Genomic DNA, 25,478 nt, shown 5'->3' with positions numbered 1-25,478 from the left:
GGAGGTTCCACGCGCCCGCAGGCGGCAGGTCTGAAGGCTGCAGGTCGGCAGGTCGGCAGGTCGGCAGGCACACGAAAACGTGTGGGCGCGGCCCCGAAGGAGCCGCGCCCACACGCGTGTCTACCGGTGATGCCCGGCGGCTACTTGGCCGCGGGGTCTCCGTGGCACTTCTTGTACTTCTTGCCGGAGCCGCAGGGGCAGGGCGAGTTGCGGGCGGTCCCCGCGTACTCGTCGTCCACCGTCTCGCTGCGCTGCTCGACGGAACCGTCCTCGCTCGGCGCGGAGTACTGGAGGCGGTTCGGCTGGTCCTCGCCGAAGCCCGGCACCACTACGTCCTCGCTGGACTCGGCCTCGGTGCTGGGCGCGGCGGCGCTTGCGGCCTCCTCGTCCTCCTCCACCGCGGTGGCGACGGCGGTCGCACCGGTCGAGCCGCCGACGGTGGCGGCGGTCTTCGCGGCGGCGGAGGCCGTGAGGGTCGACTCCTCCTTCTTGCGGACCTGGACCTCGACGTTGAAGATGAAGCCGACCGACTCCTCCTTGATGGCCTCCAGCATCTGCTGGAACATGTCGAAGCCCTCGCGCTGGAACTCGATCAGCGGGTTGCGCTGAGCCATCGCGCGCAGGCCGATGCCCTCCTGGAGGTAGTCCATCTCGTAGAGGTGCTCACGCCACTTGCGGTCCATCACCTGGAGGATGACGCGCCGCTCGACCTCGCGCATGGCCTCTTCGCCCAGTTCGGCCTCGCGGGCCTCGTAGGCGGCCTTGGCGTCCTCGATCACCTGAGTGGCGATGAGGTCCGTGGTGAGGGTCTGGACGCCGCCGTTGTCCTCGACGAACTCGTCGACGGTGAAGCTGATCGGGTAGACCTGCTTGAACGCCCGCCAGAGCTTGTCGAGGTCCCACTCTTCCGCATCGCCCTGGGCCGTCTCCTCGACGACGTAGCCGCGGAGCACTTCCTCGAGCATCTCCACGACCTGGTCGCGAAGGTCCTGGCCCTTGAGCACCTTGAGGCGCTCGGCGTAGATGACCTTGCGCTGCCGGTTGAGGACCTCGTCGTACTTGAGGACGTTCTTACGGATCTCGAAGTTCTGCGTCTCGACCTGGCCTTGGGCGGAGGCGATCGCCTTGCTCACCATGCCGGACTCGATCGGCTGGTCGTCCGGAATGCTCAGCTGGTTCATGAACACCTCCAGACGGCTGGAGTTGAACAGACGCAGCAGGTCGTCCTGGAGGGAGAGGTAGAAGCGGGACAAGCCCGGGTCACCCTGACGGCCGGAACGGCCACGGAGCTGGTTGTCGATACGCCGCGACTCGTGGCGCTCGGTACCGAGCACGTACAGGCCGCCGGCCTCGACCACCTGCTCGTGCTCGGCCTCGAAGGCCGCCGTGGCCTTCTCCAGCGCCTCCGGCCACGCCGCCTCGTACTCCTCCGGGGTCTCCAGCGGGCTCAGGCCCCGGGCCTGGAGCTCCTCGTCCGCGAGGAAGTCGGGGTTTCCCCCCAGCATGATGTCGGTACCGCGGCCGGCCATGTTGGTGGCCACGGTGACGCCGCCGAGCTTGCCCGCACGGGCGATGATCGAGGCCTCACGAGCGTGGTTCTTCGCGTTGAGGACCTCGTGCGGAACGCCCTCGCGCTTGAGCATCCGGGCGAGGAGTTCGGACTTCTCGACGCTGGTCGTACCGACCAGGACGGGCTGCCCCTCCTTGTGGCGCTCGGCGATGTCCTCGGCGAGGGCCTGGAACTTGGCGTCCTCGTGCTTGTAGACGACGTCCTTGACGTCCTCGCGGATCATCGGCTTGTTGGTCGGGATGGGGACCACACCGACGCTGTACGTCTGGGTGAACTCGGCCGCCTCGGTCTGGGCCGTACCGGTCATGCCGGCGAGCTTCTCGTAGAGGCGGAAGTAGTTCTGGAGCGTGACCTTGGCGAGAGTCTGGTTCTCGTCCTTGATCTTGACGCGCTCCTTGGCCTCGATGGCCTGGTGCATGCCCTCGTTGTAGCGGCGGCCGGCCAGGACACGTCCGGTGAACTCGTCGACGATGAGGACCTCACCGTCCTTGACGATGTACTCCTTGTCCTTCCGGTACAGCTCCTTGGCCTTGAGGGAGTTGTTGAGGAAGCTGATCAGCGGGGTGTTGACCGCCTCGTAGAGGTTGTCGATGCCCAGCCAGTCCTCGACCTTGGCCACGCCCTCCTCGGTGATGCCGACGGTGCGCTTCTTCTCGTCGACCTCGTAGTCGTCGTCCCGCTTGAGGCGGGGGGCGATCTTCGCGAACTCGGAGTACCAGCGGGAGTTCTGCTCGGAGGGGCCGCTGATGATCAGCGGGGTGCGCGCCTCGTCGATGAGGATGGAGTCGACCTCGTCGACCAGGGCGAAGAAGTGGCCTCGCTGGACCGTGTCCTTGAGCGAGAGCGCCATGTTGTCGCGCAGGTAGTCGAAACCGAACTCGTTGTTCGTTCCGTAGGTGATGTCGGCCTGGTAGGCCTTGCGCCGCGCGGCCGGCGTCATCTGTGGCCCCACCACACCGACCTCGAGCCCGAGGAAGTGGTAGATGCGGCCCAGGTTCTGGGCGTCGCGTCGGGCGAGGTAGTCGTTGGTGGTGATGACGTGGGTGCCCTGCCCGGCGAGGGCGTTGAGGTACACCGCGAGGCTTCCGGTCAGGGTCTTGCCCTCACCGGTCTTCATCTCAGCGATGTTCCCCAGGTGCAGGGCTGCCGCTCCCATGATCTGGACGTCGAAGGGGCGCTGGCCCAGAGTGCGCTGGGCCGCCTCGCGGACGGTCGCGAAGGCTTCGGGGAGCAGGTCGTCCAGCGACTCACCGTCCTCGTAGCGCTCCTTGTACTCCTTGGTCAGGTCGCGCAGCTCCTCGTCGCTGAGGTCGGTGTAGTTCTCCTCTAGCGCGTTGACCTGTTCCTTCAACTTCTTGAGCCGGCGCAGGATCTTTCCTTCACCCGCGCGCAGGAGCCTGTCGAGTATGCCTGGCACTTCCTATGCGCTCCTCGCAGATCGCGGTTGGTTCCGCCCGGGGCGGAGAGTCAGATCTAGGCCCGCTGACCGCTGCCCTTGGCCGCGGACGTCAGGGGGAACTCGGTCCTCGGGCCTACATCTTAGAGGACCCGGAACCGCTTCCCGTCCTCTCGACGAACGAGTAGAGCAGGGGTGAATGTTCCCGCCCTTTTCATGATGTTTGTGCAGACTCGCGCATTTCTTCGGGTAGTGCAATGGGAAGAGGGGCGGTTCCGGGCGGCTATGGGCCGATTCGCGCCACCGCGGTTCCGTCGAACGCGAACGTGTTCCCAGGGGGGATCGCCATGCGAAGCAACAGGGAGCGGGACCAGGGCGTGAGTTCGGAGGGCACGGGGCCACCGTCGCCGCGGACTTCGGCCGAGGCGGACGACCCGGCGCTGGTCTGGGAAAGGCACCGACCGACGGTTGAGGAGGAGGACCGCAACGGCCGCATCCGGGGGTTCCAGCGCCAAGGAGGGTCCTGGGCACCGAGCAACAGCCACCGGGGCAGGGCTGCTTCTTGGATCTGTGTCGCGCTGACGACCGCGGGTTTCGCCCTGGGCGGTCTGGCCATCGCCATGGGGGGCTCTCTGTTGCTTCTCATCGTGGGCGGGGCCCTGATGCTGGCGGCTTTCGTGGTGGCGGTAGCCTGCGACATTCTCAGTGACGTTGTGCTCGACCCGCCCCGCACTGAGTCCGAAGAACCGCACCAGACGCCTCTGCACCGCATCAAGAGGAACCAGCGCGCCTGACGGGGGTGCCCGACAGCGGGCCGCGGCGGCCTGAATGGTCCGCCGCGGCCCGTTTCCGGCTCGGCTCACCTGCCTCTCAGCCGGGAGGGGACCCTAGGGTGTTTCCGGCGGACACGTCCTAGTCAACGAGCCTGAGTACGCCGTAGTTGAAGCCTTTACGCCGGTAGACGACGCTCGGGGTGTCCTTCACCTCGTCGTGGAAGAGGTAGAAGTCGTGCCCGATGAGTTCCATCTCCATCAGCGCCTGGTCGATGCTCATCGGCTTTGCCCGGTGGTTCTTCTCCCGCACGATCACGGGAACGTCCCCTTGGGTGTCGAGTTCGACGAACTCGTCGGAGAAGCGGTTGTCGACTTCGACGCCGTCGATCTCCTCGTCGTCCCCACTGCGCTGGGCAGGGGCTGCCGTGGCTTTCGTCGCGTTGGGTGAGGGCAGGAGGTCTCCGGGGAGGTCAGCGGTCGCGGCCGCGACGGAGACGGGAGTGTGGTTGCCGCGGTGGACCTTGCGACGGTCCGCGGCCTTGCGGAGACGGGCCTCGACCTTGTCGAGGGCGAGATCGAGGGCGCCGTGACGGTCCACGGACGCGGCCTCGCTCCTGATGACAGGGCCGTCAGAGTGGATGGTCAGTTCAACCCGCTCGCGGACGTCAGCGAGCTTGGGGTTGCGCTCCTGGGACACCTCCACATCGACGCTCATGCCCTTCTTCTCCCACTTGGAGAGCCTGTCGAGCTTGTTCTCGACGTGCTGTCGGAACTTCTCACTCACACCGGTGCGTCGACCTTTGACGATGATGTCCATAGGACCCCCTTCATCGCGTGGCCGTCGTGAAGGCGACGGCCAGGCTGGCTCTGCTCCACCTCCCGCGGCGGGGAGGGGTGTGACGCGTTAGCCCCCTTCCGTCTGCACTCCGGGCGAATCCGGAATACCGCTCGGTTGGATGTGCGTATACCCATCAGAGGCAGGGTCATCACGCACCCCATCGACACGATTGCCTGAGGCCTCTGAACTGGAAAAGGGACGTTTGCCCCGCATTGGACACAGCACCCGGCAGGTGGGGCGCCGCGGAGTGAATGTCACGGAGGGACCGATTGGGGGTCCGCACCCCCGGAGCTCGCACTCCAGGAACGACGAACCCCCGCGCGTCGGCATGCCACCCGTCCGGCCGACCTGGTCTTCGTCCCCACATCCGCCTGCTGAGAGTGTCGCCGCTCTTATCCGCGACTACTGCTCTTCTCCCTGTCATGAGGGACATCGGGACCCTCCGCGGGGCAGGACTTACCTCTAAGGCGCACCGTGATCGGTCGACGAAAAGTCGCCTTACGTGGGCCGTTTCGCCTGCGCCTGGCATCGGCTTGCCGGCGTCGCTCCCCGGTGCTCCCAGGGACCTTGAAAATCCGGCGCAACCACGGACCCGGACGGGTGCCATACCTGGACCGTAACCTGTCCCTGCGCGCTTGTCAGGTAGCGATCAGGCACTCAACCAGCCAACAAACGACGCAAACCCCTGCGAACATGCGCCTTTCGCCTGTTCAGAGGGGTTTGTAAAACCTTCTTTCCGGCCGCTCCCCCGTGACCGGAGCCGCTAACGCCGTTGGGCGGGACCGTTCGGCCAGTACCACCGCGCCCGCCACCCGGGCCCCCTCTTCACGCAGCGCACGCGCGGCATCAGCGATAGTGGCACCGGTGGTAACGACGTCGTCAACGATCACCACCCGTCGCCCGCGCACCTCCGTTGCGCGGCTCGCTCCCTCACCGCTACCGGGACCGCCCCGGACCGCCCACCGAGCGCACCGGCCGCTCCGTGGCTCCGGCCGAACCGTGAAGGCGCCCCTGCGGTTCACCAGGCGCTCGGCCCGACCCAGCCCGACCTGTGGACGCACGTTACGCCGGTAGCGCAGCACCGGGGCCACGGTGGCCGACGCCGCACCGCCCGACCGGAGTGCGCACAGACGCGCCAGCCGGGAAACCGGACCGTTCCGGGCACCCGGCCCTCCGCGTGCGGGAACAGGCACCAGCAGCGTGTCCGGCGCCGCCCACCCCGAGGCCAGGTAGGCGGCGGCCAGGCGCTCCCCCAGCACTTCGGCGAGTTGCCCGTCCGCCCGCTCCTTGTAGGCGAGCAGGACCCGGCGACCGTATCCGGCGTAGGGCCCCGCCGCCCAGACCGGCGGGCAGTGCGCGCGCGGCACGCAGGGACGCGGTCGGCCCTCCAGCACCGTCCGGCAGTGACCGCACAGGGGCCCGCCCGGCCCGCCGCACCCCGCGCAGGGCACCGGCAGGAGCAGTTCGAGGAGAGCGTGGACGAGAGCGGTGAGAGCACGGACCACCCGAGAAGTCAGGCCGCGCGACCACCGACCGTGAGGGGCGCCGGTCCGCTGGTTCATGAATCCAGTTTCGGCCGTCCCCGCAGCTCACACCAGTGCCGATTCGCCGCCTGTGGACAACCCGTCGAAGACCTGACCCCTGACGGCTCGCCCCAGGACACCCGGAATCGAACACAAGAACGAAAGAGAGTCTAGGATGCTGCCCGAACCCTCATCCCCTGGAGCACACGCATGTCCCTGCACCACCTGGCGGTCACCAGCCACGTGCCGACGGAGGCCGCACGCTTTTACGACGCGGTCCTCCCCATCCTCGGCTACACCCGTGCCGCGGGCGAGGCGGAACCCCGTGTCTGGCACGGCCCCTCTCCGGAGATCCTGTTGTACGGGGTCGAGGGCCCGGACCGCTCTTCCCACACGCACGGGCGCCCGGGCTGGCACCACGCCGCCTTCCGCACCGCCGACCGCGACCGGGTCGAAGCCGTCCACAAGGCGGTGTGCTCCGGCGGCTGGACCGTCGTGCACCCACCCCGCGCGTATCCCGAGTACACCGAGGGCTACTACGCCGTGTTCGTAGAGGCTCCGGGCGGCCAGCGCCTGGAGTTCGCACACATACCATGATCCCTGGTACAGCTCCCGCCGCAGACAGGTTTCGGGTCAGCCCGGGAAGGTCGGAGATCCGCCCTCCACCACGTTCTGCCAGTTCAGAGGGTCGTTGGACACCCAGATATTGCCGTCGTCGGAACCCGCGACCAACGGCTGCCCGGGGGCTCCCGAGATGGTCACCATTCCGGCGGCCGGGGTTCCGGCGCTGGCCGCCGGCGTTCCGCCGTCCAGTGAGATCAGGAAGGCCTGGCTGGCGCCGCCCTCACGGCTCCCCAACGCGACCAACTGGTCGCTCGAACGCCACGCGACGCCGGTGACCTCCTCCAGTTCCTGGGCCAGGGTGATGAAAGAGGTCACCGTGACCTGGCCGTCGGAGTCCTCCTCCACACGGCCGACCTGCAGCGCCCGCTCCCCGTCCAGCTCGGTGATCACCGCGGCTCGGGTGCCGTCCCTGGAGATCTGGAAGTTCACCAGGGAGTGGTCTCGCAGCCCCGACACCTCGGCGCCGACCACCTCGTCGCCGTCGCGCAGCAACCAGAGGTCGGAGGAACCGGGCGGGGGCGGGTCCTCAGTACCCGATCCGCTGAGGTTGGGGTCGTCACCCGCCTCAGGGGAGTCGTTCTCCTCGTCGTCCTCTGCGTCTTCGCCGTCCTCGCCGTCCTCGTCGTCTTCCCTGGTCTCCTCGACGACCCAGAGGTCACCGTTCACATCCCAGGACAACTCGGTGAAAGTGCCGTCGCTGAGGACCTCCTCGGTCTCCGCGTCGGGACTGGCGAGGCCGGTGACGACCTCCCCGCTCGGGGTGATCCCCGCGATGGTGCTCTCGTCGAGCGACACCGCGAACCGGTCCAGCTGGATGTCCCCCGCACCCAAGGGCCCCGGGACCCGTTCAGCGTCGTCGAAGGTCTCGGCGTCCCAGTCGCTGGCGGACCACAGCTGGCCCTCGTACGTGTAGTAGGCGCGGATGTTGGCGGACGTGGCGCCGGGACTCACCGGCGCCCAGAAGTCGCTGCCCGGACGCGGCCGGTCGGAGCTGTCCCCGTCGGCCTGCGGGTAGGCGACCTCCTCGCCGTTGACCCGAAGGGTGAACTCCTGGATCTCGGGCAGCTGCCGTAGTGTCCAGGCGATCTGGGCGCCCATGCTGAACTCGTCGGCTTCGCCGACGCCGCTGACGTCGATCACGGCCCGCTCTTCGTCGACCTCCACAGTGGGTGTCGTCCCGTCCGGGAACGAGGACAGCACCGACGGACCCAACCAGTCCGTGGGCCCCACGATGAGCTTGCGCAGCAGGCGCTGGGCCAACTGGTCAGTGATCACCGGCAGGTAGACGGGGTCGGGGACGAGGGCCGAGCCCTCGGGGTTGAAGTAGTAGAGGTTGAACGGGTGGTGCGTGCGCTCGACGTCGAGCTGACTGAGGATGAGGTCGTCGGGCAGGTTCTGGATCCGCCACTCGCCCTCGGGGTCGTCGTCCTCGCGGGCCAGGCTGAAGGTCTCGTCGAGGAGGGTGCCGGGCTCCGCGGGGACGTACTTGCCGCTCTCGTCGATGACGGCCACCTGGGAGCTGAGCATCCGCACGGTCGCGCCGAGCCCGTCGCTGCTGACCTCCGCGTCGAGGTCGACTGCGTCCAGGTCGGCGAAGACCCGCACGGCACCGTCCGGCGACCACTCCTCCCCCATCTCGGGAAGCATGTAGCTGCGCGCGGCCTTGTGGTCCTCTTCGAAACTGCCCAAGTCCTTGAGGAAGCCGTCGACCAGGCCTTCGGGGCCGACCCCCGGCTGGGGTCCGGCGGGCAGGAGGCGCACATAGCTGCCGTACGGGTCGGAGGAGGTGTCCTCGGCCTCGCCGGGGACGACGGGGCCGGTCATGGGAACGGTCGTGCAGGCCCCCAGTGTCACGCAGGCGAGCGCGCCCGCGGCCGCGGTACGCGCGATCCGGACCAGGCGCCCTGGTCTCTCCACGTCGCTCACAGGGCCTCCTCTTCGTCGGCTCCGAGCCGACCCGTCTCCGGGCTCCTGGACTCCTCGTTACCGTTTCCGCCGTCCTTGTCGGTGAAGGCGGTGAAGTTGCGTCCCAGGGCGATCTCCGGCGGCACCAGCGGCAGCGGTGACCCGCGCAGTTCGGAGCCGGACCGGCGGGGCAGTGACAAGCGGAACTGCGACCCTTGACCGGGCATGCCCCAGGCCTGGAGCCAACCGCCGTGCAGGGCCGCGTCCTCCTTGGCGATGGACAGGCCGAGGCCGGTACCGCCCGTGGTGCGCACCCGCGAATAGTCGGCCCGCCAGAAACGGTCGAAGCACAGGTGCTCCTCCCCCTCCTTCAGCCCCACCCCGTAGTCGCGTACGGCCACGGCGATGGAGTCACGGTCCCCGGCGGCGTTGACCACCACGTCACGGCCCTCGCTGTGCTCGATGGCGTTGACGACGAGGTTGCGCAGGATGCGGTTGATGCGCCGGGTGTCGAACTCGGCGACGCAGGGCTCCGCCGGCAGGCGCAGGACGACCTTGATGCCGCGCCGCTCAGCGATCTGCTCGGCGTCACCGACCGCCTTCATCACGGAGTCACGGATGTCGGCGGACTCGATGCCCAGGGTTGCGGCGCCCGCGTCGTGGCGGCTGATCTCCAGCAGGTCCCCGAGCAGCTCCTCGAAGCGTTCCACCTGGCCTTGGAGCAGTTCCACGGAGCGCCGGTGTGAGGTGTCGAGCTCCTCGCGGTCGTCGAAGAGCAAGTCACCTGCCATGCGGATGGTGGTGAGCGGGGTCCGCAGCTCGTGCGAGACGTCGGAGACGAACTGGCGCTGGAGCTTCGACAGCTCCTCTAGCTCCTGGATCTTCTCCTGGAGGTTGCCCGCCATGTCGTTGAAGGACATGGCCAGCCGGGCGAGGTCGTCCTCTCCCTGCACGGTCATGCGTTCGGTGAGGTCGCCCGAGGCCAAGCGTTCGGCCGACTGCGCGGCGGAGCGCACCGGTGTGACCACCATGCGGGTGATCATGAACGCGATCACGCCGAGGAGTATCACCAACAGGACGGCGATCAGGGCCACCGTGCCCTGGACCAGGTCCAGGATCTCCTGTTCGTGCTGGAGCGGGAAGATGTAGTAGAGCTCGTAGGCGTGCGTGAGCTCAGCGCCCACCACCAGTGCGGGATCGGCGGATCCGTCCAGGTCGATCCGGGTGTAGGTGTGGTACTGCTGATCGGCGGCCTCGGACTGGCGGACCTGCTCGATCAGGCGGTCCGGGACGCTGTCGTTGACGCTCCCCTCGTCAACGGTGGCCCAGCCCCTCTCGTCACTCACCGACGGGAGGATCACCACGCCGTACAGGCCCGTTTCCCCGCTGCGGCTGGTCAGCTCACTCGCGATGTTGTTCAGGAGCCGGTCCCGGTCGCCGCCCTCGTTCTCCTGGAGCTCGGCCATTGCGTAGCTGAGACCCGCCCGGTGGTCGTTGACCGCGGCGTTGGTCTTGGCCTCCAGCAGACCGCCGCGCACTTCGGAGATCAGAACGTAGCCAAGCCCCGCCATGACCAGCAGGGACAGGACGAGCGTCGTGCTGATGACCCGGAGGTGCAGCGAACGGCGCCAGTTGGTGTGCACCCCGCGGACCAGCGCGCGGGCAGCCCGCTGCGCCAAGAGGTAGGCACGGGTCAGGCCGGAGTTGTTGTCGCGCCAGCGGCCGCCGTTCTCGGGCAGGCCGGGGGAAGGGACGGACGGCTCCGTGCTGGAGTCGGCCACCCGCCCCTCCTCGGGTTCGGACGCGGTCATGTGGGTCCCGGCCGGGTCAGGCGGTACCGGCCTTGTAGCCGACACCGCGAACGGTCACGACGACCTCGGGGTGCTCCGGGTCCTTCTCGATCTTGGCGCGCAGACGCTGCACGTGGACGTTGACCAAGCGCGTGTCGGCGGCGTGGCGGTAGCCCCAGACCTGCTCGAGCAGGACCTCGCGGGTGAAGACCTGGCGCGGCTTCCGGGCCAGGGCCACGAGGAGGTCGAACTCCAGCGGGGTGAGGCTGATCTGCTCGCCGTCGCGGCGCACGGCGTGCCCAGCGACGTCGATGGTGATGTCGCCGATCTGGAGGACCTCGGGCGCGGGCTCTTCGGTACGGCGCAGCCGCACACGCACACGCGCCACGAGCTCCTTGGGCTTGAAGGGCTTGACGATGTAGTCGTCGGCCCCCGACTCCAGACCAAGGACGACGTCGACGGTGTCGCTCTTGGCGGTGAGCATGACGATGGGAACCCCGGACTCGGCGCGGATCTGACGGCAGACGTCGATCCCGTCGGCCCCGGGCAGCATTAGGTCGAGGAGGACCAGGTCGGGCTTGGTCTCGCGGAAGGCCTCCAGGGCCTTGTCCCCGTCGTGAACGAACGAGGGCTCGAACCCTTCACCCCGCAACACGATGCCCAGCATCTCGGCGAGGGCGAGGTCGTCATCGACAACCAGTACACGTCCCTTCATCGGTGTATCCGGCGCCAGACGACCGCAACAGCCTCGATGACGGTGCGGGTCTCGGCGCCTACTCCTCTCTCCTGGAACACTCAAGCGGCGTCAGTGGTCGGTGCCCGCGTTCCCCACGTTGCGGGGAACTGCGTTCGACTCTCCCAACCTTGCCAGCTTCGGGCGGTGTTGGGAGAGCGGTCAGCGGTGTTGGGCCCTTTTGGACCGTTTTCGGTCGCCGGCGGCGTCGCCCCTGGCTAAGCAGCCCCGGAAAGCTTCGCGACTTGGCCGGTTGGTAACAGAAAGCATACAAAAGGAATGAAGTGCGTCGGTTGTCCTTGGACACACTCCAACACCGCTGAGGAGCAGTGGAACCGGCCGGTAGGTTGGTTTCCGACAGGTCAGAATTGGCGCGAAAACGTTCGCGCAGAGTCACCGAGCCTCACGGAGGGCGGGCTAGATGAGCCAGGAGGACGGCCGCCGGGACGAGCCGGAAGGCAGCCCGGACCACGAAGGGTCGCCCGAATCCGCACACCCCCCTGGGTCCGGCGGTTGGGCCGCACCCGGACAGGGTTCCCCGGCCGCTCCGCCGCAGGACGTTCACTCCACCAGTGATCAGGGTGCCGACGCGTACGGCACGCGCACGCCGAGCTTCGCCCCGCCGGAGCAGGGCCAGCAGCAGGACCCCCAGCAGTCCCCCGGCTACGGTCCGCCGCCCGGCCAGGGCTACGGCTCGCCCGGGTACGGGACGGCCCCGGGCTACGGGCCTCCGCCCGGGCAGGGCTACGGGCCCCAGGGCTACGGGCCCCAGGGATACGGGGCACCGGGGCCCGGCCGAACGGGGCACGGGCAGCCGCAACCGCCCAAGCCCGGGGTGGTCGCGCTCCGCCCCATGACACTCGGCGACATCTTCAACGGTGCCTTCAGCTACATCCGCAACAACCCGAAGACCACCTTCGGCTTGGCCATGATCGTCATGGCGGTCGCGACCATCATGAGTTCGGTCGCGTCGGTCTTCTTCCTCAACGACTACACGACCTTCCTCGACGAGGTCATGGCCGACCCCATGGCGGCCGACCCCACCGCACCGATCTTCCCGGTCTCCCCCGTCGTTATGGGCTTCACCTACCTCGGTGAACTCCTCATCTACGTGGGCGGGGCCGTCCTTCTCGGACTGCTCGCCGCGGTCGTGGGCATGGCCGTACTCGGCTACAAGCTCACCCCCGGTCAGGCGTGGGCGGCCGTGCGCGGCAGGGTCGGTGCCATCCTCGGTCTGGCCTTCATCAAGCTGGGCATCCAGCTGGTCATGGTCGTCGCCCTCGTCGTGGTCCTCTTCGTCGGGCTCTTCGCCGGGTTCATGGTCGGTGTCGAGGTCGGTGGTGGCGCCGGCCTGGCGGTCGGCTTCTTGGTACTGCTGGTCGGTGTCCTCGCCATCGGTGCCCCGTCCCTGTGGATCTGGATCCGCCTCTACTACGCCATGCCGCTGATCGTGCTCGAACGCCTCGGCCCGGGCCAGGCCATGGCCCGGTCCTGGCGGATCTCGCAGCAGAGCTGGTGGCGCACGCTGGGCTACTGGCTGCTGGCCGGCATCCTCGTCGCCGTCGTGAGCATGGTCCTGACCACGCCGCTGGCCCTCGTCGGCGGGCTCCTCACGTTCGTCGCGCCGGAAGCCCTGTGGGCACCGATCACGGCGGGTGTGATCACCTACGTGGGGAACGTGGTCGTCTACGCCATCGCCCAGCCGTTCGCGGCCGGTGTCAACACGCTGCTCTACATCGACCTGAGGATGCGCCGTGAGGGCCTAGACCTGAAGCTCCACCAGGCCTCACAGCGGGGTGAGACGGTCGGCCCGGAGATCTACCTGCCGGAGAACCGCACGTGAGGCCCCTCCTTGCCGCACCGGCGGAGGTGACCCGGGAGGAGGGCCGTCGGCGCGCCATCGAGGAACTGTCCGACCCCCTCTACGGTGAGCACGAGCCGTCACTGTTCGACCGCTTCCTCGCCTGGTTGGACGAGCTCCTGGGACGACTGGTCTCGGCCGGTGAGGGCGTCGTCCCGGGAGGCTGGCTCCTGGGCGTCGTCCTCCTGGTGATCCTGGTCCTGGTGATCGTGTTGATCGTGTACCTGCGCCCCTCCTGGAACCGCCGGGCCGGGGTGCCGCTCCACGAGGGGCAGGTCCTGTCCGCCACCGACCACCGGGCCGCTGCCGACCGGCACGAGGCCGAGGGCGCCTTCGCCGCCGCCGTGACCGAACGCCTGCGCGCGATCAGCGTGGACCTGGAGGAACGGACCATCGTGAGTCCCCGGGCGGGGCGTACCGCCACCGAGCTCGCCGACGAGGCCGCTACGACGCTCCCGGGTGAGGCCGCTGGCCTGCACGACGGCGCCCGTATCTTCAACGACGTGGCCTACGGCGACCGGGTCGCGACCGCCGAAGCCGTTCGGACGCTGCGCGAACTAGACGTCCGGCTGAGCGCGGCACGTCCCGAGTTCCCTGAGGCGGGGCTGTCCCGGCCCACGGCTCCGGGGCAAACCACGTCTTCGGAGCAGGAGGGGCGACGATGACGACCACCGCGCCGCCCGAACCGCGGGCAGGTACCTCCGCCGCGCCCCCTCCCGAGTCGACGTCCGCCGTCCGGCGCGTGTGGCGGGCCGGGCGCGCCCCGGCCGCCCTGATCAGCGCCTTGGTGCTGGTGGCCGTCCTGCTGTCCCTGGGCAGCGAGCAGTTCCCGAGCGGCTACTTGGAGCCCGGCAACCCCGAACCCACCGGGTCGCGGGCCCTCCTCCAGCTCGTCGAGCAGGACTCGAACGTCACCGTCACCCGCTCCTCCGAGGACGCGGCCAGTGCCGTGGAGCGTGCGGGCGACGACACGGTGCTCGTGGTCTTCCTCGACCACCGTCTACTCCCCGAGGAACTGGAAGGCTTGGCGGAGCTGGAGGCCGACACCGTGCTGGTGCAGCCCTCCCTGCGCTCCCTCTCGGCCTTCGCGCCCGGTGCCGACATGACCGGGCGGACCGACGAGGACAACCTGGACCCCGAATGCTCCCTGCCCGCCGCGGAGGCGGCCGGGACAGCAGGGGTCGGCGGTGAGCTGTACTCGGCCGAGGGCGACGGTGCCTCCGGCTGTTACCCGGCCTCCGGCGGTTCGGCGCTGATCGAGGTGGACGCCCCCGACGGGACCACCACGACCGTGCTGGGCGCCGGCAGCCCGCTGACCAACCGCGACCTGGACTCCCAGGGCAACGCGGCACTCGCGTTGAACCTGCTCTCCGCCGAAGACGTGGTGTGGCTGCGCCCGAGCGTCCCCGAATCGGTCGGCAGCGCCGACCTGTGGGATCTCCTCCCCTTGGGTCTGCGCTGGGCTCTGGCCCCGCTGGCGCTGACCCTGCTGTTGTTCGCGGTCTGGCGCGGACGGCGGATGGGTGCGCTCGTGCCGGAGTCCCTCCCCGTCGTGGTGCGTGCCTCGGAGACCACCGAGGGCCGTGCCGGGATGTACCAGTCCCGTAAGGCACGGGACCGGGCCGCGGCGGCGCTGCGAGCAGGCTTCCTGGAGCGTTCGCTACCGAAGCTGGGCCTGCGGTCCGACGCGGGGGCGGACGCGGTGGTGACCGCCGTGTCCGGACGCACCGGGGACGACCCCCAGGCGCTGCGGCAGGTGTTGTACCCCTCGGTTCCGGACCCTTACGCAACGGACGACGACGCGATGCTGCGTCTCTCCGGCAAACTCGACGAGCTCGCCGGGAAACTGCGGTGAGCCCGGCCGCCGCGCCGACCGGGCGCCCCGGCAGCGCCCCCCACAGACAAGATCAGACCACCGAGGTATCGAGAGAGGTAGACGGCACGTGAACGCCTTCACACCCGAGGCACTGCCATCCGCCGAAGAGGCACGGGCGTCCCTGACCGCCCTGCGCCGCGAGGTGGCCAAGGCGGTCGTGGGCCAGGACGAAACGGTGACCGGCCTGGTCGTGGCATTGCTGTGCCGCGGCCACGTGCTGTTGGAGGGCGTGCCGGGTGTCGCCAAGACACTGCTCGTTCGCACGGTTTCGCAGGCCCTGTCCCTGGACCACAAGCGGGTGCAGTTCACCCCGGACCTGATGCCGGGCGACGTGACGGGTTCGCTCGTCTACGACCAGCACACCGCGAAGTTCGAGTTCATGCAGGGTCCGGTCTTCACCAACCTGCTGTTGGCCGACGAGATCAACCGCACCCCGCCCAAGACCCAGGCCTCGCTGTTGGAGGCCATGGAGGAGCGGCAGGTCACCGTCGAGGGCCGGCCGGCCGCCCTTCCGGATCCGTTCATGGTGGCCGCCACCCAGAACCCGGTGGAGTACGAGGGCACCTATCCGCTGCCCGAGGCCCAGCTGGACCGGTTCCTGCTGAAGGTGACCATCCCGCTTCCCGAGCGCGCCGCCGAGGTGGACATGCTGGGCCGTCACGCCGCCGGATTCGACCCGGGCAACCTCGCCGCCGCCGGTGTGACCGCGGTGGCCGGCGCCGCCGATTTGCAGGCCGCGCGGCACTCGGTGGCCCAGGTGCGGATCGCCCCCGAGGTCCTCGGCTACATCGTGGACCTGTGCCGGGCCACCCGCTTCTCGCCGTCCCTCCAGCTGGGCGCCTCGCCCCGCGGTGCGACGGCGCTGCTGCGGACCAGCCGTGCGTGGGCATGGCTTTCCGGTCGCGACTACGTGACCCCGGACGACGTGAAGGCCTTGGCCAAGGGCACCCTGCGGCACCGCATCGGGCTGCGTCCGGAGGCCGAACTGGAGGGTGCCACCACCGACGGCATCCTGGACGGTGTGCTGGCCTCCGTCCCGGTGCCGCGCTGATGGTGGTCACCGGCCGGGCCGCGCTGCTTGCGCTCCTCGCGACGGGCGCTGTGGCCATCTCCGGCGCGATCGGCGAGACCATCGCCTACGCCGCCGTGGGCCTGGTGGTGCTGCTCGTCGTGCTGGACGTGCTGTTGGCGACCGGCCCGAGGCGGCTGCGACTCTCCAGGGAGGGCGATACCTCCCTGCGGCTCGGCGACTCCGCCGAGGTGTACGTGACGGTGGTCAACCCGACCAGGCGGCGGCTGCGCGGTTCGGTCCGCGACGCCTGGCCGCCGAGCTCGCGCTCCGAGCCCCGCCGCCAACAGCTTCGGGTATCCGCCGGTGAACGGCGCCGTGTCCGAACCACGCTCACACCGACCCGGCGCGGTGACGCCCGGTCCGCAGGGGTGACGGTGCGCAGTATCGGCCCCTTGGGGCTGGCCGGACGGCAGCGCACGCTCCCCGCCCCGTGGTCGGTCCGGACGCTGCCGCCCTTCCACAGCCGCAGGCACCTGCCGGGCAAGCTGTCCCGGCTGCGCGAACTGGAGGGACAGCACACGGCGATGGTGCGCGGCCAGGGCAGTGAGTTCGACTCGCTGCGCGACTACGTACCCGGCGACGACGTGCGGTCCATCGACTGGCGTGCCACCGCCCGCAACGACGGCGTGGTGGTGCGGACCTGGCGGCCCGAGCGGGACCGGCGCATCCTGGTCGTGCTGGACACCGGGCGCACCTCGGCGGGACGCGTGGGCGACACCCCCCGGCTGGACCACGCCATGGACGCCGCACTGCTGTTGACGGCGCTCGCCGGGAAGGCGGGTGACAGGGTGGACTTCATGGCTTACGACCGCGCGGTCCGCGCCCAGGTGAAGGCTTCGGGCAAGGGCAGCCAGGTGCACCGGGTCGTGGAGGCCATGGCGCCGCTGGAGGCGGAGCTGGTGGAGTCGGACCCGGCCGGGATGGTGAGCGCCGTCATGGTGCAGGGGCGGGCCCGCAAGCTCGTGGTGCTGCTGACCGACCTCAACGCCACTTCGTTGGAGGAGGGCCTGCTGCCGAAGCTTCCGGTGCTCTCCTCGCACCACCTGCTGATGGTCGCGGCGATCAAGGACCCGAAGGTAGAGGCGATGGCGGCCGAGCGGGGCAGCGCGGACGCGCTGTACCGGGCTGCCTCGGCGGAGCGCACGCTGAGCGAGCGGCACCGGGTCACCACCGAGCTGCGCCGGATGGGTGTGGAGGTGGTCGACGCCGACCCCGACCACATCGCCCCGGCCCTGGCCGACGCCTACATCAACCTCAAGGCCCAGGGCCGGCTGTAGCCGCGGGCACGACGCGGGGGCGCCCTACCCGGAGAGCGGATGGGCGCCCCCTGCGTGCACCATGGGAGCCATGACGCCACCCCCCGATGCCCCATCCCCCAAAGGCAACAGCGCGCGCGGCGATGTCTACGGGCAACTGATCCAGGCGCGCGACATCCACGGCGGCGTGACCGTGAACGCGCCGCAGGCGCCCGCTCCGGTCGCCGACGTGTCCCTGGACCCTCCGCGGCCCGCGACCGCCGTGCGCGGCCGTACGGAGCTACTGGCGGGCTTGCGGGCGGCGATGGAGCGCGGCGCACCGGTCCCGCACGTGCTGACCGGCCCGGGAGGGTTCGGCAAGACCACGGTGGCGGCCGCACTGGCCGAGCACGCCCGCTCTGCAGGGTGGACGGTCTTCTGGGTGCGCCCGGACGCGATCCTGCCGAGCATGCTGGAGGTCGCCGTGGAGCTGGGCGGCTCCCGGCAGGAGGCCGAGCAGTTCAAAACGGCTCCCCGCCAAGCCGCCCGCTGGGTCTGGCGCCACCTGGACCAGGCCCAGCGGCCGTGGCTACTGGTGATCGACAACGCCGACCGCCCGGAGGAGTTGGACCCCGAGAACCGGCCCGGAGAGCAGCGCGGTTGGATGCGCGCTAGCCCGGGAGGGTTCGTGCTGGTCACCAGCCGAGTGGACGACCCCGCGCTGTGGGCGCCCGCGAAGGTCCACCGGGTGGACGTTCTGGAAGGCGAGGACGCAGCCACGGCGCTGGCCGACCACGCGGGGACCGAAGACTTGCCAGGCGCCGATGAGCTCGCCGAGCGCCTCGGCGGAGTACCGCTTGCGCTCTCCTTGGCCGGACGCATCCTGGCTACCCACCAGATCCTCTTCCCCGATGCCGGCTCCTTGTTGGCGCGGGTCCAGGACGACATATCCAAGCTGGACCACCTCGCCACCCCCTTCGTCTCCCACGAGGACGACAGCGAGCGGCGAACTCTCTCCGGGGTATGGGACCTGTCCTTGAGCTTGGTGGGACAGCGGAACCCACGAGCCGTGCCATTGCTGAAGGTCCTGGCCCTACTTGGAACGGAGAACCAGGAGATTCCCGTGCGAAGGCTCTCCGTCCCGGCACTGCGGGGCGGGGTCTTCGATACCCCGGAGTCCCCGTTGGACGAGGTGGGCTTGGTGCAAGCAGTGAATAATCTCGTGGTGCACGGCCTGGTCACCACCTGCACCTCCAAAGGCGAGCCCGTGGTGAAGCTGCATCCGCTGGTAGCCGAGACAACCCTGGGCGGCCTCAGCGAGGAGCACACGCCTGTCTTGGAAGCAGCGGAGTCGTTGCTCGCCCACCGACGCGAACACGACCCGTTGCTGGAACTCAGGGCATATGTCGCCCTACTCAACCAACGCGCGCGCCTCAACTCCGAGAACCGCTCTTCCATCGCTCAGACAACGAACCTGATGGTGACGAGCATGTTCCTCCAGCACGGAGAGCTACTGCGTCTCATGCACCTCACGGGCCTGTACGAGTTGGCCGAGGATTTGGGCTCGGGCATGGCAGCAGCTGCTGAGGAGAGCTACGGCCCCCGACACACGGCCTCCCTCCGGGCGCGGCACCAGCTCGCAGAGGCCTGGCTCGAACAAGGGAAGGTCGCCGAAGCCGAGGAAGAGTACCTGGACCTGGTCGAGCTCAACACCACCCATCACGGACCCGAGCACGACAACACCCTCGATGCCCGGTTCATGCTCGCCCTTATCGCACTTCGCCGGGAGCAGTGGAGTGAGGCCTCCGCCGAGTTCCGCGCTGTGCGGGAGGTCGGGGTGAACTCGCACGGCCCCGAGGACCGCCGAGTCCTCCTCGCCCAGGAGAACCTGGCCTACGCCACCATGCGCCAGGGCGACCTGATCGCAGCGGAGCAGGGGTTCGCTGAGGTCAGGGCGATGCGGGCAAACACCCTCGGCGAGCACCACACGCTGACCGGGCAGGCCGACTTCTACCTGGGCCGGGTGGCCTTCGAGGCCGAAGACCACAGCAAGGCACGGGAAGCGTTCGCGCGCTGCTTGGGTATCCAGGAGCGTGCTTTGGGCCTGGAGCATCCGGATACCGAGAACGCCCGGAGATGGCTGGAGCAGGTCACCCCGGTTGAGTGACCACCGTGTGCGCTCGGAGCCGGGGCGCTCGGGCGAAGGCCCGCCACTCGCTCGTGCCGAACTCGAGCCACTCCCGGTGCGGGTGAATGGAGTCGCGCACCCGCACAACGGGAGCGTCGAACGCCACTTCGACGCAGTGACCGGTCTCAGCAGAGCTGTAGCTGCTCTTGAACCAGTGGGGGGTGTTCTCGCTCATGGCACCGATACTGACACGGGACCGTTGCTTTGTAAGGGTTTCGGGGATTCCGGTCGGATCAGGCCACCGGGACCGCCGCGGGGGCGTCCTCGATGTCGCCGGTCTCGCCCTCCTCATGGGCCTTCTTGCCCACGGTGAACACGTAGGCGAGGAACAGCACCTGGGCGACCACGCCGATACCGATGGCGACCCACGTATTGGTGACCCAGCCGGTGACCAGGCCCTCGATGAGGCCCGAGATGAACAGCACCACCACGAGGCCCAGCACCACGGCGATGGCCGCGCGGGCCTCCTCGCCGAGGGCGCGCAGGCGGGTCCGGTCGCCCGGGGAGATCAGCGACCAACCGATCTTCAGCCCCACACCCCCGGCCACGAACACGGCGGTGAGCTCCAACAGGCCGTGCGGGAGGATCAGCGCGAAGAACACGTCGCCCCGGTCGAGCGCGAACATCATGCCCGCTGCGGAGCCGAGGTTGACCGCGTTGAGCAGCAGCACGCCGAGTGTCGGCACGCCGAAGGCCACACCGAAGATGATGGCCTGGGCCGACACCCAGGCGTTGTTGGTCCACACCTGGGCCGCGAAGGAGCCCGCCGGGTTCTCCACGTAGTAGTTGGCGAAGTCGTGCTCCACGTAGCGCGCGATGGACTCGGGGGTACCCAGGGCCGCCAGGACGTCGGGGTTGGTGGCGATCCACACACCCGTCACGGTGGACACCGCGAGGGTGCCCGCGCTGACACCGATCCACCACCAGCGCAGGCGGTACAGCACGGCGGGAAACACCCTGGTGAAGAAACCGATCACATCGCCCCACCCGGAGGAGTGCGTGCCGGTGACCGCGGACCGCGCCCGGGCCACCTGGGTGGAGAGCCGTGCGGCCAGCGCCGGGTCCTGTGCCGAGGAGCGCACCACCGACAGATGGGTGGAGACCCGCTGGTACAGATCGACGAGCTCGTCGATCTCCTCACCTGTGAGCGAACGGCGCCTGCGCACCAGTTCGTCCAGCCGTTCCCACTCCCGGGCGTGCGCCGCGGCGAACACGTCGATATCCACGTATCGGACACTACTGGATCGGGCGCTGGGAACCGCGTCCGGTGCGAACACGCCCTCCTGACTGGCGGGTAGTGTCAAGGAGACGGTTTCAGACACCCGGCAAGGGAGCGTGTACTGGTGTCCAGTCCCGGCAGCGGCGAGATCCGCGGCGACGTGTACGGCGCAACGCCGCTGGTCACGGGCGACGCGGTGATCCTCGAACTGCGACCTGCCGGGTTCGCCACACGTGCCGCCTCACTCGCCATCGACGTCCTCGTACAGGTCATCACGCTGCTCGCGATGGCGGTCATCGTCTCCTGGATCGGGGTGACGGTCGACCCCGCCGCGACCGCGGCCATTTCGCTGACCCTCTCCATCCTCATCATCGTCGGCTATCCCACCGCGTTCGAGACCATCTCGCGCGGACGCTCCCTGGGCAAGATGGCCCTGGGACTGCGCGTGGTCGGCACCGACGGCTCACCGGAGCGCTTCCGCCAGGCACTGGCCCGCGCACTCTCATCGGTGGTGGAGATCTGGATGACAACGGGGGTCGTCGCGCTCATCACGTCGATGATCAACCGCGACGGCCGCAGGGTCGGCGACTTCGTGGCCGGAACCATGGTGGTCGAGGAGCGCACGGGCAGGCGCCGCGACGCGGTCATCCCGATGCCGCCGCACCTGGCCGCCTGGGCCGCCGGAAGCGAGCTGTCCCGGCTGAGCCCGGAGACCGCGAACGCGGCCCGTCAGTACGTGCTGCGCTACGGCGAGCTCGCCGAGCACACCCGGCACGAGATGGGCATCCAGCTGGCCGACTCGGTCGCCGCCCAGGTCAGCCCGCCCCCGCCGCCGGGGACCACACCGCCGTTCTTCCTGGCCGCCGTGCTCGCCGAGCGCCGACGCCGCAGCTTGGCGGCCATGGGCCAGGGACAGGGCCAGCAGGCGCCGTACCCGCCCCAGAACCCCTACCCCGCCCCCGGTGGGCAGCAGGCCCCGCACCCCGGCCAGTACCCGAGCCAGGGCGCTCCCGGCCAGTACCCGGGAGCGCCGCACTGAGCGGACTCCCATGCATCTGGGCCTCCCAGAAATGAGAAACCCCTCACAGGCGCGGCTTTCGGGAGCTAGGTTCGAGCCATGCCCCTCAAGGTCCGCGAGATCATCAAGCTTATCGAGGCCGACGGCTGGGTACTGCACCGAACGCGCGGGAGCCATCGACACTATGTCCACCCAGCCAAGCCCGGTGTGGTCACTGTCGCGGGAAACCACAGCCGTGACTTGCCTCCGGGTAATGAGCGAAGCACCCTTAAACAGGCGGGTCTCACATGGAGGTAGCGATGCGCACTTTCGCGGTCATCATCGAGCGGGCCGAAGACGGCGGATACGGTGCTTGGTCCCCTGACCTCCCAGGTTGCGTGGCCCTTGGGGAAACGGAAGCGGAAGCACTCCAACAGATGCACGAGGCTGTGCGGGGACACCTGGAAGTCCTTCGCGAGCGCGGTGAAGCCTTCCCCGAGCCCACAACGGTCGCGGCGACAACGTTGACGGCGGCCTGAGGCCGGGCCGCACTGAGCGGACCCGCTCAGGCGTGCCAGGAGTTCAGGTAGGCCTTCTGGTCCGCGGTGAGTACGTCGATCCCCACACCCATGGAGGCGAGTTCGAGCCGGGCCACCTCGTTGTCGGTCTCCTCCGGCACGTCGACCACCCCCGGTTCGAGCTCCGTGTGCGCCTTGGCCAGCCATTCCGCGGTGAGCGCCTGCACGGCGAACGACATGTCCATGACGGCCGCGGGATGGCCCTCGGCGGCGCCCAGGTTGACCAGGCGCCCCTCGGACAGCAGGAGGAGTCGGCGCCCGTCGGCGAACACGTACTCGTCCGCGTGCTCGCGCACGCCGTGTTTGACCTCCACCGCCAGTGTGTCCAGTGCGTTCAGGTCGATTTCGAGGTCGAAGTGGCCCGAGTTGGCGAGGATCGCGCCGTCCCGCATCTCGGCCAGGTGCTCTCGGCGGATCACGTCGCGGTTGCCGGTGGCGGTGACGAAGACGTCCCCGACCGGTGCGGCGGTGTCCATGGTCGCGACCGTGTACCCCTGCATCACGGCGTCCAGCGCCTTGACCGGGTCCACCTCGGTGACAACCACGTTCGAGCCCATGCCACGGAACCGTTCCGCCAGGCCGCGCCCGCAGTAGCCGAACCCGGCCACCACGACCGTCCGCCCGGCGAGGAGGGTGTTCGTGGCGCGCAGGACACCGTCCACGGTGGACTGCCCGGTGCCGTAGCGGTTGTCGAACATCCGCTTGGTACGGGTGTCGTTGACCGCGACCATCGGCAGCCGCAGCTCCCCCTCCGCGCTCATCCTGCGCAGCCGGATGACGCCGGTGGTGGTCTGCTCGCAGCCGCCCAGGAGGTCGCGCAGGAGTTCGGGGCGGTCGCCGTGCACCGTGTTGACCAGGTCGCACCCGTCGTCGAGCAGCAGCTGCGGACGGGACTCCAGGACCGTGATCAGGTTGCGGTCGTAGGAGGCAGTGTCCATACCGGCCCAGGCGTGTACCGCCACCCCGTACTCGGTGACCAGCGCGGCGGCGGTGTCGTCCTGTGTGGACAGCGGGTTGGACGCGGCGAGCCACACCTCGGCCCCGCCCGCGCGCAGGGCGCGGATCAGGTTCGCGGTCTCGGCGGTCACGTGCAGGCATGCGGCTACCCGCAGCCCCTCCAGCGGCCGTTCGGCGGCGAAGCGCTCGCGGACGCTGCGCAGGACGGGCATGGCGCGTTCGGCCCATGCGACGCGGCGGACCCCGGCCTGCGCCAGGCCGAGGTCCGCCACCTCGTGTGAGGGGAGTGTCATCTGTGGAAGGACTCGCCCTTGATAGCGGTGGTGGTTAGTAGCGGTAGTGGTCGGGCTTGTACGGGCCCGCCACGTCGACGCCGATGTAGGCGGCCTGCTCCTTGGTGAGCTCGGTCAGCTTGACGCCGAGCGCGTCCAGGTGCAGACGCGCGACCTTCTCGTCCAGGAGCTTCGGCAGCGTGTACACCTCGGTGGGGTACTCCTCCTGCTTGGTGAACAGCTCGATCTGCGCGATGACCTGGTTGGTGAAGCTGTTGGACATCACGAAGCTCGGGTGGCCGGTGGCGTTGCCCAGGTTGAGCAGGCGGCCCTCGGAGAGCACCAGAACGGACTTGCCGTTCTCGAAGGTCCACTCGTGGACCTGCGGCTTGATCTCCTTCTTCTTGATGCCGGGGATCTTCGCCAGGCCGGCCATGTCGATCTCGTTGTCGAAGTGGCCCACGTTGCCGACGATCGCCTGGTGCTTCATGCGCGCGATCTGGTCGGCCATGATCACGTTGAAGTTGCCGGTGGTGGTGATGAAGATGTCGGCGGTGTCCAGCGTGTCCTCGAGGGTGGCGACCTCGTAGCCGTCCATGGCCGCCTGGAGGGCGTTGATCGGGTCGATCTCGGTGACGATCACCCGGGCGCCCTGGCCGCGCAGGGAGTCGGCCGAGCCCTTGCCGACGTCGCCGTAGCCGCAGATCACGGCGACCTTGCCGCCGATGAGGACGTCGGTGGCGCGCATGATGCCGTCCGGCAGCGAGTGGCGGATGCCGTACTTGTTGTCGAACTTGCTCTTGGTGACCGAGTCGTTGACGTTGATCGCCGGGAAGGACAGGCTGCCGTCACGCTGCATCTCGTACAGGCGGAGCACACCGGTGGTGGTCTCCTCTGTGACGCCCTTGATGCCCTGGGCGATCTTGGTCCACTTGCCGGAGTCCTTCTTCAGGCTCTCCTGGAGCAGGGTCAGGACGACCTCGAACTCCTCGCTGTCAGCGGTGGAGGGGTCCGGGACCGCACCGGCTTTCTCGAAGTCGGCACCCTTGTGGACGAGCATGGTGGCGTCGCCGCCGTCGTCGAGGATCATGTTGGGACCCTCGGCGCCGGGCCAGGTCAGCGCCTGCTCCGTGCACCACCAGTACTCCTCCAGCGTCTCGCCCTTCCAGGCGAAGACCGGGACGCCCTTGGGGTCGTCCACGGTGCCGTCGGGGCCGACCACGGCGGCGGCCGCGGCGTGGTCCTGGGTGGAGAAGATGTTGCAGCTCACCCAGCGCACCTCGGCGCCAAGGGCGACGAGGGTCTCGATGAGGACGGCTGTCTGTACGGTCATGTGCAGCGAGCCCATGATGCGGGCGCCCGCGAGGGGCTTGCTCTCCCCGTACTCGGCCCGAGTGGCCATGAGGCCGGGCATCTCGTGCTCGGCGAGACGGATCTCGTCACGGCCGAACTCCGCGAGGGAGAGATCGGCGACCTTGAAGTCGAAAGCCATGCGTTCCTCAATCGTCTGGTCGTGGTTGCGAGACCACTCTAGGCCCGCGGCTGCCGATCGAGCACAAAGCTCACACTGGGATGTCAGATTTACGCGAATCGGCCTCGAAGATGCCTTAGAGTCACCTGCATGGCCGCCCTCGACGACGACCCTACGCCGACCGGACCCGACCCGTTCCCGGTCCCCATCTCCGCGGCCGCCGAGCGCGTCGGCAGCACCGCGCGCATGCTGCGCTACCGCGAGGGCCTCGGTCTGCTCCCCCGCACGCAGGAACAACCCACGGGCCGCGGCCACCGGCACCGCCGCTTCACCGAGGAGGACGTGCGCACCATCGAGGGCGGACTCGAGCTGGAGCGAGAGTTCGACATCCCTCCCGCGGCATTGGCCTTCGCCCTCAGGGTGCTCGCCGAACCGGACGTGCTGGCGCGCGTCCGTGCACACGGTGAACGCCTGGGCCGACTGGCCGCGGCACCCACCCGGGCCTTGGACTTCGAGAAGGAGAAGGCGATGCGCCTACTCCACGCGCGCCGCCCGGGCAACACGACCACCGGGACGCCCACGAAGCACTCTGGTTGACGC

At 69.1% G+C, this 25,478-nt stretch carries 22 protein-coding genes; 12 read left to right on the top strand and 10 right to left on the bottom strand.

All coding sequences use genetic code 11. From position 1 onward, the window contains the following. Positions 1-140: 140 nt before the first annotated feature. The gene (secA, locus tag ACYVDG_RS16490; RefSeq protein WP_460752750.1) at positions 141-2,987 is read right to left on the bottom strand and encodes a preprotein translocase subunit SecA; all 2,847 of its coding nucleotides are present in this window, start codon (positions 2,985-2,987) and stop codon (positions 141-143) included. Between the two features lie 326 nt (positions 2,988-3,313). Between secA and ACYVDG_RS16485 the strand changes: the two genes are divergently transcribed. Beyond that, a complete protein-coding gene (locus tag ACYVDG_RS16485) occupies positions 3,314-3,760 on the top strand; it encodes a hypothetical protein (RefSeq protein WP_460752747.1) in 447 nt (148 codons plus the stop codon). A gap of 118 nt (positions 3,761-3,878) precedes the next feature. Here ACYVDG_RS16485 and hpf read toward each other — a convergent pair whose 3' ends face one another. Continuing rightward, on the bottom strand, positions 3,879-4,556 hold the full coding sequence (hpf, locus tag ACYVDG_RS16480) for a ribosome hibernation-promoting factor, HPF/YfiA family (protein ID WP_460752744.1): 678 nt from the start codon (positions 4,554-4,556) through the stop codon (positions 3,879-3,881). A 731-nt stretch (positions 4,557-5,287) separates the two neighbouring features. Then, positions 5,288-6,139: a ComF family protein gene (locus ACYVDG_RS16475; protein ID WP_460752742.1), complete on the bottom strand. Its 852-nt coding sequence runs from the start codon at positions 6,137-6,139 to the stop codon at positions 5,288-5,290. Positions 6,140-6,310: 171 nt separating this feature from the next. On the opposite strand from ACYVDG_RS16475, the gene ACYVDG_RS16470 reads away from it, so the two are divergent. Beyond that, on the top strand, positions 6,311-6,697 hold the full coding sequence (locus ACYVDG_RS16470; RefSeq protein WP_460752739.1) for a VOC family protein: 387 nt from the start codon (positions 6,311-6,313) through the stop codon (positions 6,695-6,697). A gap of 36 nt (positions 6,698-6,733) precedes the next feature. On the opposite strand, the gene ACYVDG_RS16465 is transcribed toward ACYVDG_RS16470, so the two are convergent. From ACYVDG_RS16465 to mtrA, 3 genes are read right to left on the bottom strand one after another with little or no spacing between them, the layout of a single operon-like run. Continuing rightward, positions 6,734-8,650 carry an LpqB family beta-propeller domain-containing protein gene (locus ACYVDG_RS16465; protein ID WP_460752737.1) on the bottom strand — a complete coding sequence of 639 codons (1,917 nt, stop codon included), beginning with the start codon at positions 8,648-8,650 and terminating at the stop codon, positions 6,734-6,736. Further along, positions 8,647-10,440 (bottom strand): MtrAB system histidine kinase MtrB, encoded by a 1,794-nt coding sequence (mtrB, locus tag ACYVDG_RS16460; protein WP_460752734.1) that lies wholly within the window; start codon positions 10,438-10,440, stop codon positions 8,647-8,649. The genes ACYVDG_RS16465 and mtrB overlap by 4 nt, the downstream gene beginning before the upstream one ends. Before the next feature lie 16 nt (positions 10,441-10,456). Beyond that, complete coding sequence (gene mtrA, locus ACYVDG_RS16455; RefSeq protein ID WP_014908694.1) at positions 10,457-11,134, bottom strand: MtrAB system response regulator MtrA; 678 nt, start codon at positions 11,132-11,134, stop codon at positions 10,457-10,459. A 439-nt stretch (positions 11,135-11,573) separates the two neighbouring features. On the opposite strand from mtrA, the gene ACYVDG_RS16450 reads away from it, so the two are divergent. From ACYVDG_RS16450 to ACYVDG_RS16425, 6 genes are all read left to right on the top strand, one after another. Beyond that, entirely contained in the window at positions 11,574-12,995 is a 1,422-nt protein-coding gene (locus tag ACYVDG_RS16450; RefSeq protein WP_460752731.1) for a glycerophosphoryl diester phosphodiesterase membrane domain-containing protein, read from the top strand. Continuing rightward, positions 12,992-13,678 (top strand): DUF4129 domain-containing protein, encoded by a 687-nt coding sequence (locus ACYVDG_RS16445; RefSeq protein ID WP_460752729.1) that lies wholly within the window; start codon positions 12,992-12,994, stop codon positions 13,676-13,678. Before ACYVDG_RS16450 ends, ACYVDG_RS16445 begins: the two co-directional genes overlap by 4 nt. Further along, positions 13,675-14,868, top strand: coding sequence for a DUF4350 domain-containing protein (locus ACYVDG_RS16440; RefSeq protein WP_460752726.1), 1,194 nt, complete (start codon positions 13,675-13,677; stop codon positions 14,866-14,868). The genes ACYVDG_RS16445 and ACYVDG_RS16440 overlap by 4 nt, the downstream gene beginning before the upstream one ends. Before the next feature lie 88 nt (positions 14,869-14,956). Then, positions 14,957-15,940, top strand: a complete 984-nt coding sequence (locus ACYVDG_RS16435) for an AAA family ATPase (RefSeq protein ID WP_460752722.1) — start codon at positions 14,957-14,959, stop codon at positions 15,938-15,940. Beyond that, entirely contained in the window at positions 15,940-17,238 is a 1,299-nt protein-coding gene (locus ACYVDG_RS16430) for a DUF58 domain-containing protein (RefSeq protein ID WP_460752719.1), read from the top strand. Before ACYVDG_RS16435 ends, ACYVDG_RS16430 begins: the two co-directional genes overlap by 1 nt. Before the next feature lie 70 nt (positions 17,239-17,308). Continuing rightward, positions 17,309-19,363 (top strand): tetratricopeptide repeat protein, encoded by a 2,055-nt coding sequence (locus tag ACYVDG_RS16425; RefSeq protein ID WP_460752714.1) that lies wholly within the window; start codon positions 17,309-17,311, stop codon positions 19,361-19,363. Here ACYVDG_RS16425 and ACYVDG_RS16420 read toward each other — a convergent pair. Then, the gene (locus ACYVDG_RS16420) at positions 19,347-19,559 is read right to left on the bottom strand and encodes a DUF397 domain-containing protein (RefSeq protein ID WP_460752709.1); all 213 of its coding nucleotides are present in this window, start codon (positions 19,557-19,559) and stop codon (positions 19,347-19,349) included. The genes ACYVDG_RS16425 and ACYVDG_RS16420 overlap by 17 nt on opposite strands. 58 nt (positions 19,560-19,617) lie before the next feature. Further along, the gene (locus tag ACYVDG_RS16415) at positions 19,618-20,610 is read right to left on the bottom strand and encodes a stage II sporulation protein M (RefSeq protein WP_460752704.1); all 993 of its coding nucleotides are present in this window, start codon (positions 20,608-20,610) and stop codon (positions 19,618-19,620) included. A gap of 117 nt (positions 20,611-20,727) precedes the next feature. Here ACYVDG_RS16415 and ACYVDG_RS16410 point away from each other — a divergent pair, with 117 nt between their 5' ends. The 3 genes from ACYVDG_RS16410 (at position 20,728) to ACYVDG_RS16400 (ending at position 22,139) form a co-directional block, all read left to right on the top strand. Beyond that, entirely contained in the window at positions 20,728-21,642 is a 915-nt protein-coding gene (locus ACYVDG_RS16410; RefSeq protein WP_460752700.1) for an RDD family protein, read from the top strand. A gap of 78 nt (positions 21,643-21,720) precedes the next feature. Next, a complete protein-coding gene (locus ACYVDG_RS16405; RefSeq protein WP_460752696.1) occupies positions 21,721-21,918 on the top strand; it encodes a type II toxin-antitoxin system HicA family toxin in 198 nt (65 codons plus the stop codon). A gap of 2 nt (positions 21,919-21,920) precedes the next feature. After that, positions 21,921-22,139, top strand: coding sequence for a type II toxin-antitoxin system HicB family antitoxin (locus ACYVDG_RS16400; protein WP_460752692.1), 219 nt, complete (start codon positions 21,921-21,923; stop codon positions 22,137-22,139). Positions 22,140-22,165: 26 nt separating this feature from the next. Here ACYVDG_RS16400 and ahcY (ACYVDG_RS16395) read toward each other — a convergent pair whose 3' ends face one another. Together ahcY (ACYVDG_RS16395) and ahcY (ACYVDG_RS16390) are read right to left on the bottom strand one after the other, a co-directional pair. Beyond that, positions 22,166-23,428 (bottom strand): adenosylhomocysteinase, encoded by a 1,263-nt coding sequence (gene ahcY, locus ACYVDG_RS16395; RefSeq protein WP_460752689.1) that lies wholly within the window; start codon positions 23,426-23,428, stop codon positions 22,166-22,168. Between the two features lie 34 nt (positions 23,429-23,462). Continuing rightward, on the bottom strand, positions 23,463-24,899 hold the full coding sequence (gene ahcY, locus ACYVDG_RS16390; protein ID WP_460752685.1) for an adenosylhomocysteinase: 1,437 nt from the start codon (positions 24,897-24,899) through the stop codon (positions 23,463-23,465). Between the two features lie 129 nt (positions 24,900-25,028). On the opposite strand from ahcY (ACYVDG_RS16390), the gene ACYVDG_RS16385 reads away from it, so the two are divergent. Beyond that, positions 25,029-25,475 carry a MerR family transcriptional regulator gene (locus tag ACYVDG_RS16385; RefSeq protein ID WP_460752682.1) on the top strand — a complete coding sequence of 149 codons (447 nt, stop codon included), beginning with the start codon at positions 25,029-25,031 and terminating at the stop codon, positions 25,473-25,475. Positions 25,476-25,478: the final 3 nt, after the last annotated feature.

Source organism: Nocardiopsis oceani, from assembly GCF_054777395.1.
This window is presented reverse-complemented; position numbering and strand designations above follow the sequence as displayed.

What these genes read in the sequence shown, in the direction of transcription:
- mtrB (WP_460752734.1), bottom strand. Translation starts at nt 10,440, where the DNA reads ATGACCGCGTCCGAACCCGAGGAGGGGCGGGTGGCCGACTCCAGCACG.
- ACYVDG_RS16475 (WP_460752742.1), bottom strand. Translation starts at nt 6,139, where the DNA reads ATGAACCAGCGGACCGGCGCCCCTCACGGTCGGTGGTCGCGCGGCCTG.
- ACYVDG_RS16485 (WP_460752747.1), top strand. Translation starts at nt 3,314, where the DNA reads ATGCGAAGCAACAGGGAGCGGGACCAGGGCGTGAGTTCGGAGGGCACG.
- ahcY (WP_460752685.1), bottom strand. Translation starts at nt 24,899, where the DNA reads ATGGCTTTCGACTTCAAGGTCGCCGATCTCTCCCTCGCGGAGTTCGGC.
- ACYVDG_RS16450 (WP_460752731.1), top strand. Translation starts at nt 11,574, where the DNA reads ATGAGCCAGGAGGACGGCCGCCGGGACGAGCCGGAAGGCAGCCCGGAC.
- ACYVDG_RS16400 (WP_460752692.1), top strand. Translation starts at nt 21,921, where the DNA reads ATGCGCACTTTCGCGGTCATCATCGAGCGGGCCGAAGACGGCGGATAC.
- hpf (WP_460752744.1), bottom strand. Translation starts at nt 4,556, where the DNA reads ATGGACATCATCGTCAAAGGTCGACGCACCGGTGTGAGTGAGAAGTTC.
- mtrA (WP_014908694.1), bottom strand. Translation starts at nt 11,134, where the DNA reads ATGAAGGGACGTGTACTGGTTGTCGATGACGACCTCGCCCTCGCCGAG.
- ACYVDG_RS16440 (WP_460752726.1), top strand. Translation starts at nt 13,675, where the DNA reads ATGACGACCACCGCGCCGCCCGAACCGCGGGCAGGTACCTCCGCCGCG.
- ACYVDG_RS16385 (WP_460752682.1), top strand. Translation starts at nt 25,029, where the DNA reads ATGGCCGCCCTCGACGACGACCCTACGCCGACCGGACCCGACCCGTTC.
- ACYVDG_RS16405 (WP_460752696.1), top strand. Translation starts at nt 21,721, where the DNA reads ATGCCCCTCAAGGTCCGCGAGATCATCAAGCTTATCGAGGCCGACGGC.
- ahcY (WP_460752689.1), bottom strand. Translation starts at nt 23,428, where the DNA reads ATGACACTCCCCTCACACGAGGTGGCGGACCTCGGCCTGGCGCAGGCC.
- ACYVDG_RS16430 (WP_460752719.1), top strand. Translation starts at nt 15,940, where the DNA reads ATGGTGGTCACCGGCCGGGCCGCGCTGCTTGCGCTCCTCGCGACGGGC.
- ACYVDG_RS16420 (WP_460752709.1), bottom strand. Translation starts at nt 19,559, where the DNA reads ATGAGCGAGAACACCCCCCACTGGTTCAAGAGCAGCTACAGCTCTGCT.
- ACYVDG_RS16470 (WP_460752739.1), top strand. Translation starts at nt 6,311, where the DNA reads ATGTCCCTGCACCACCTGGCGGTCACCAGCCACGTGCCGACGGAGGCC.
- ACYVDG_RS16425 (WP_460752714.1), top strand. Translation starts at nt 17,309, where the DNA reads ATGACGCCACCCCCCGATGCCCCATCCCCCAAAGGCAACAGCGCGCGC.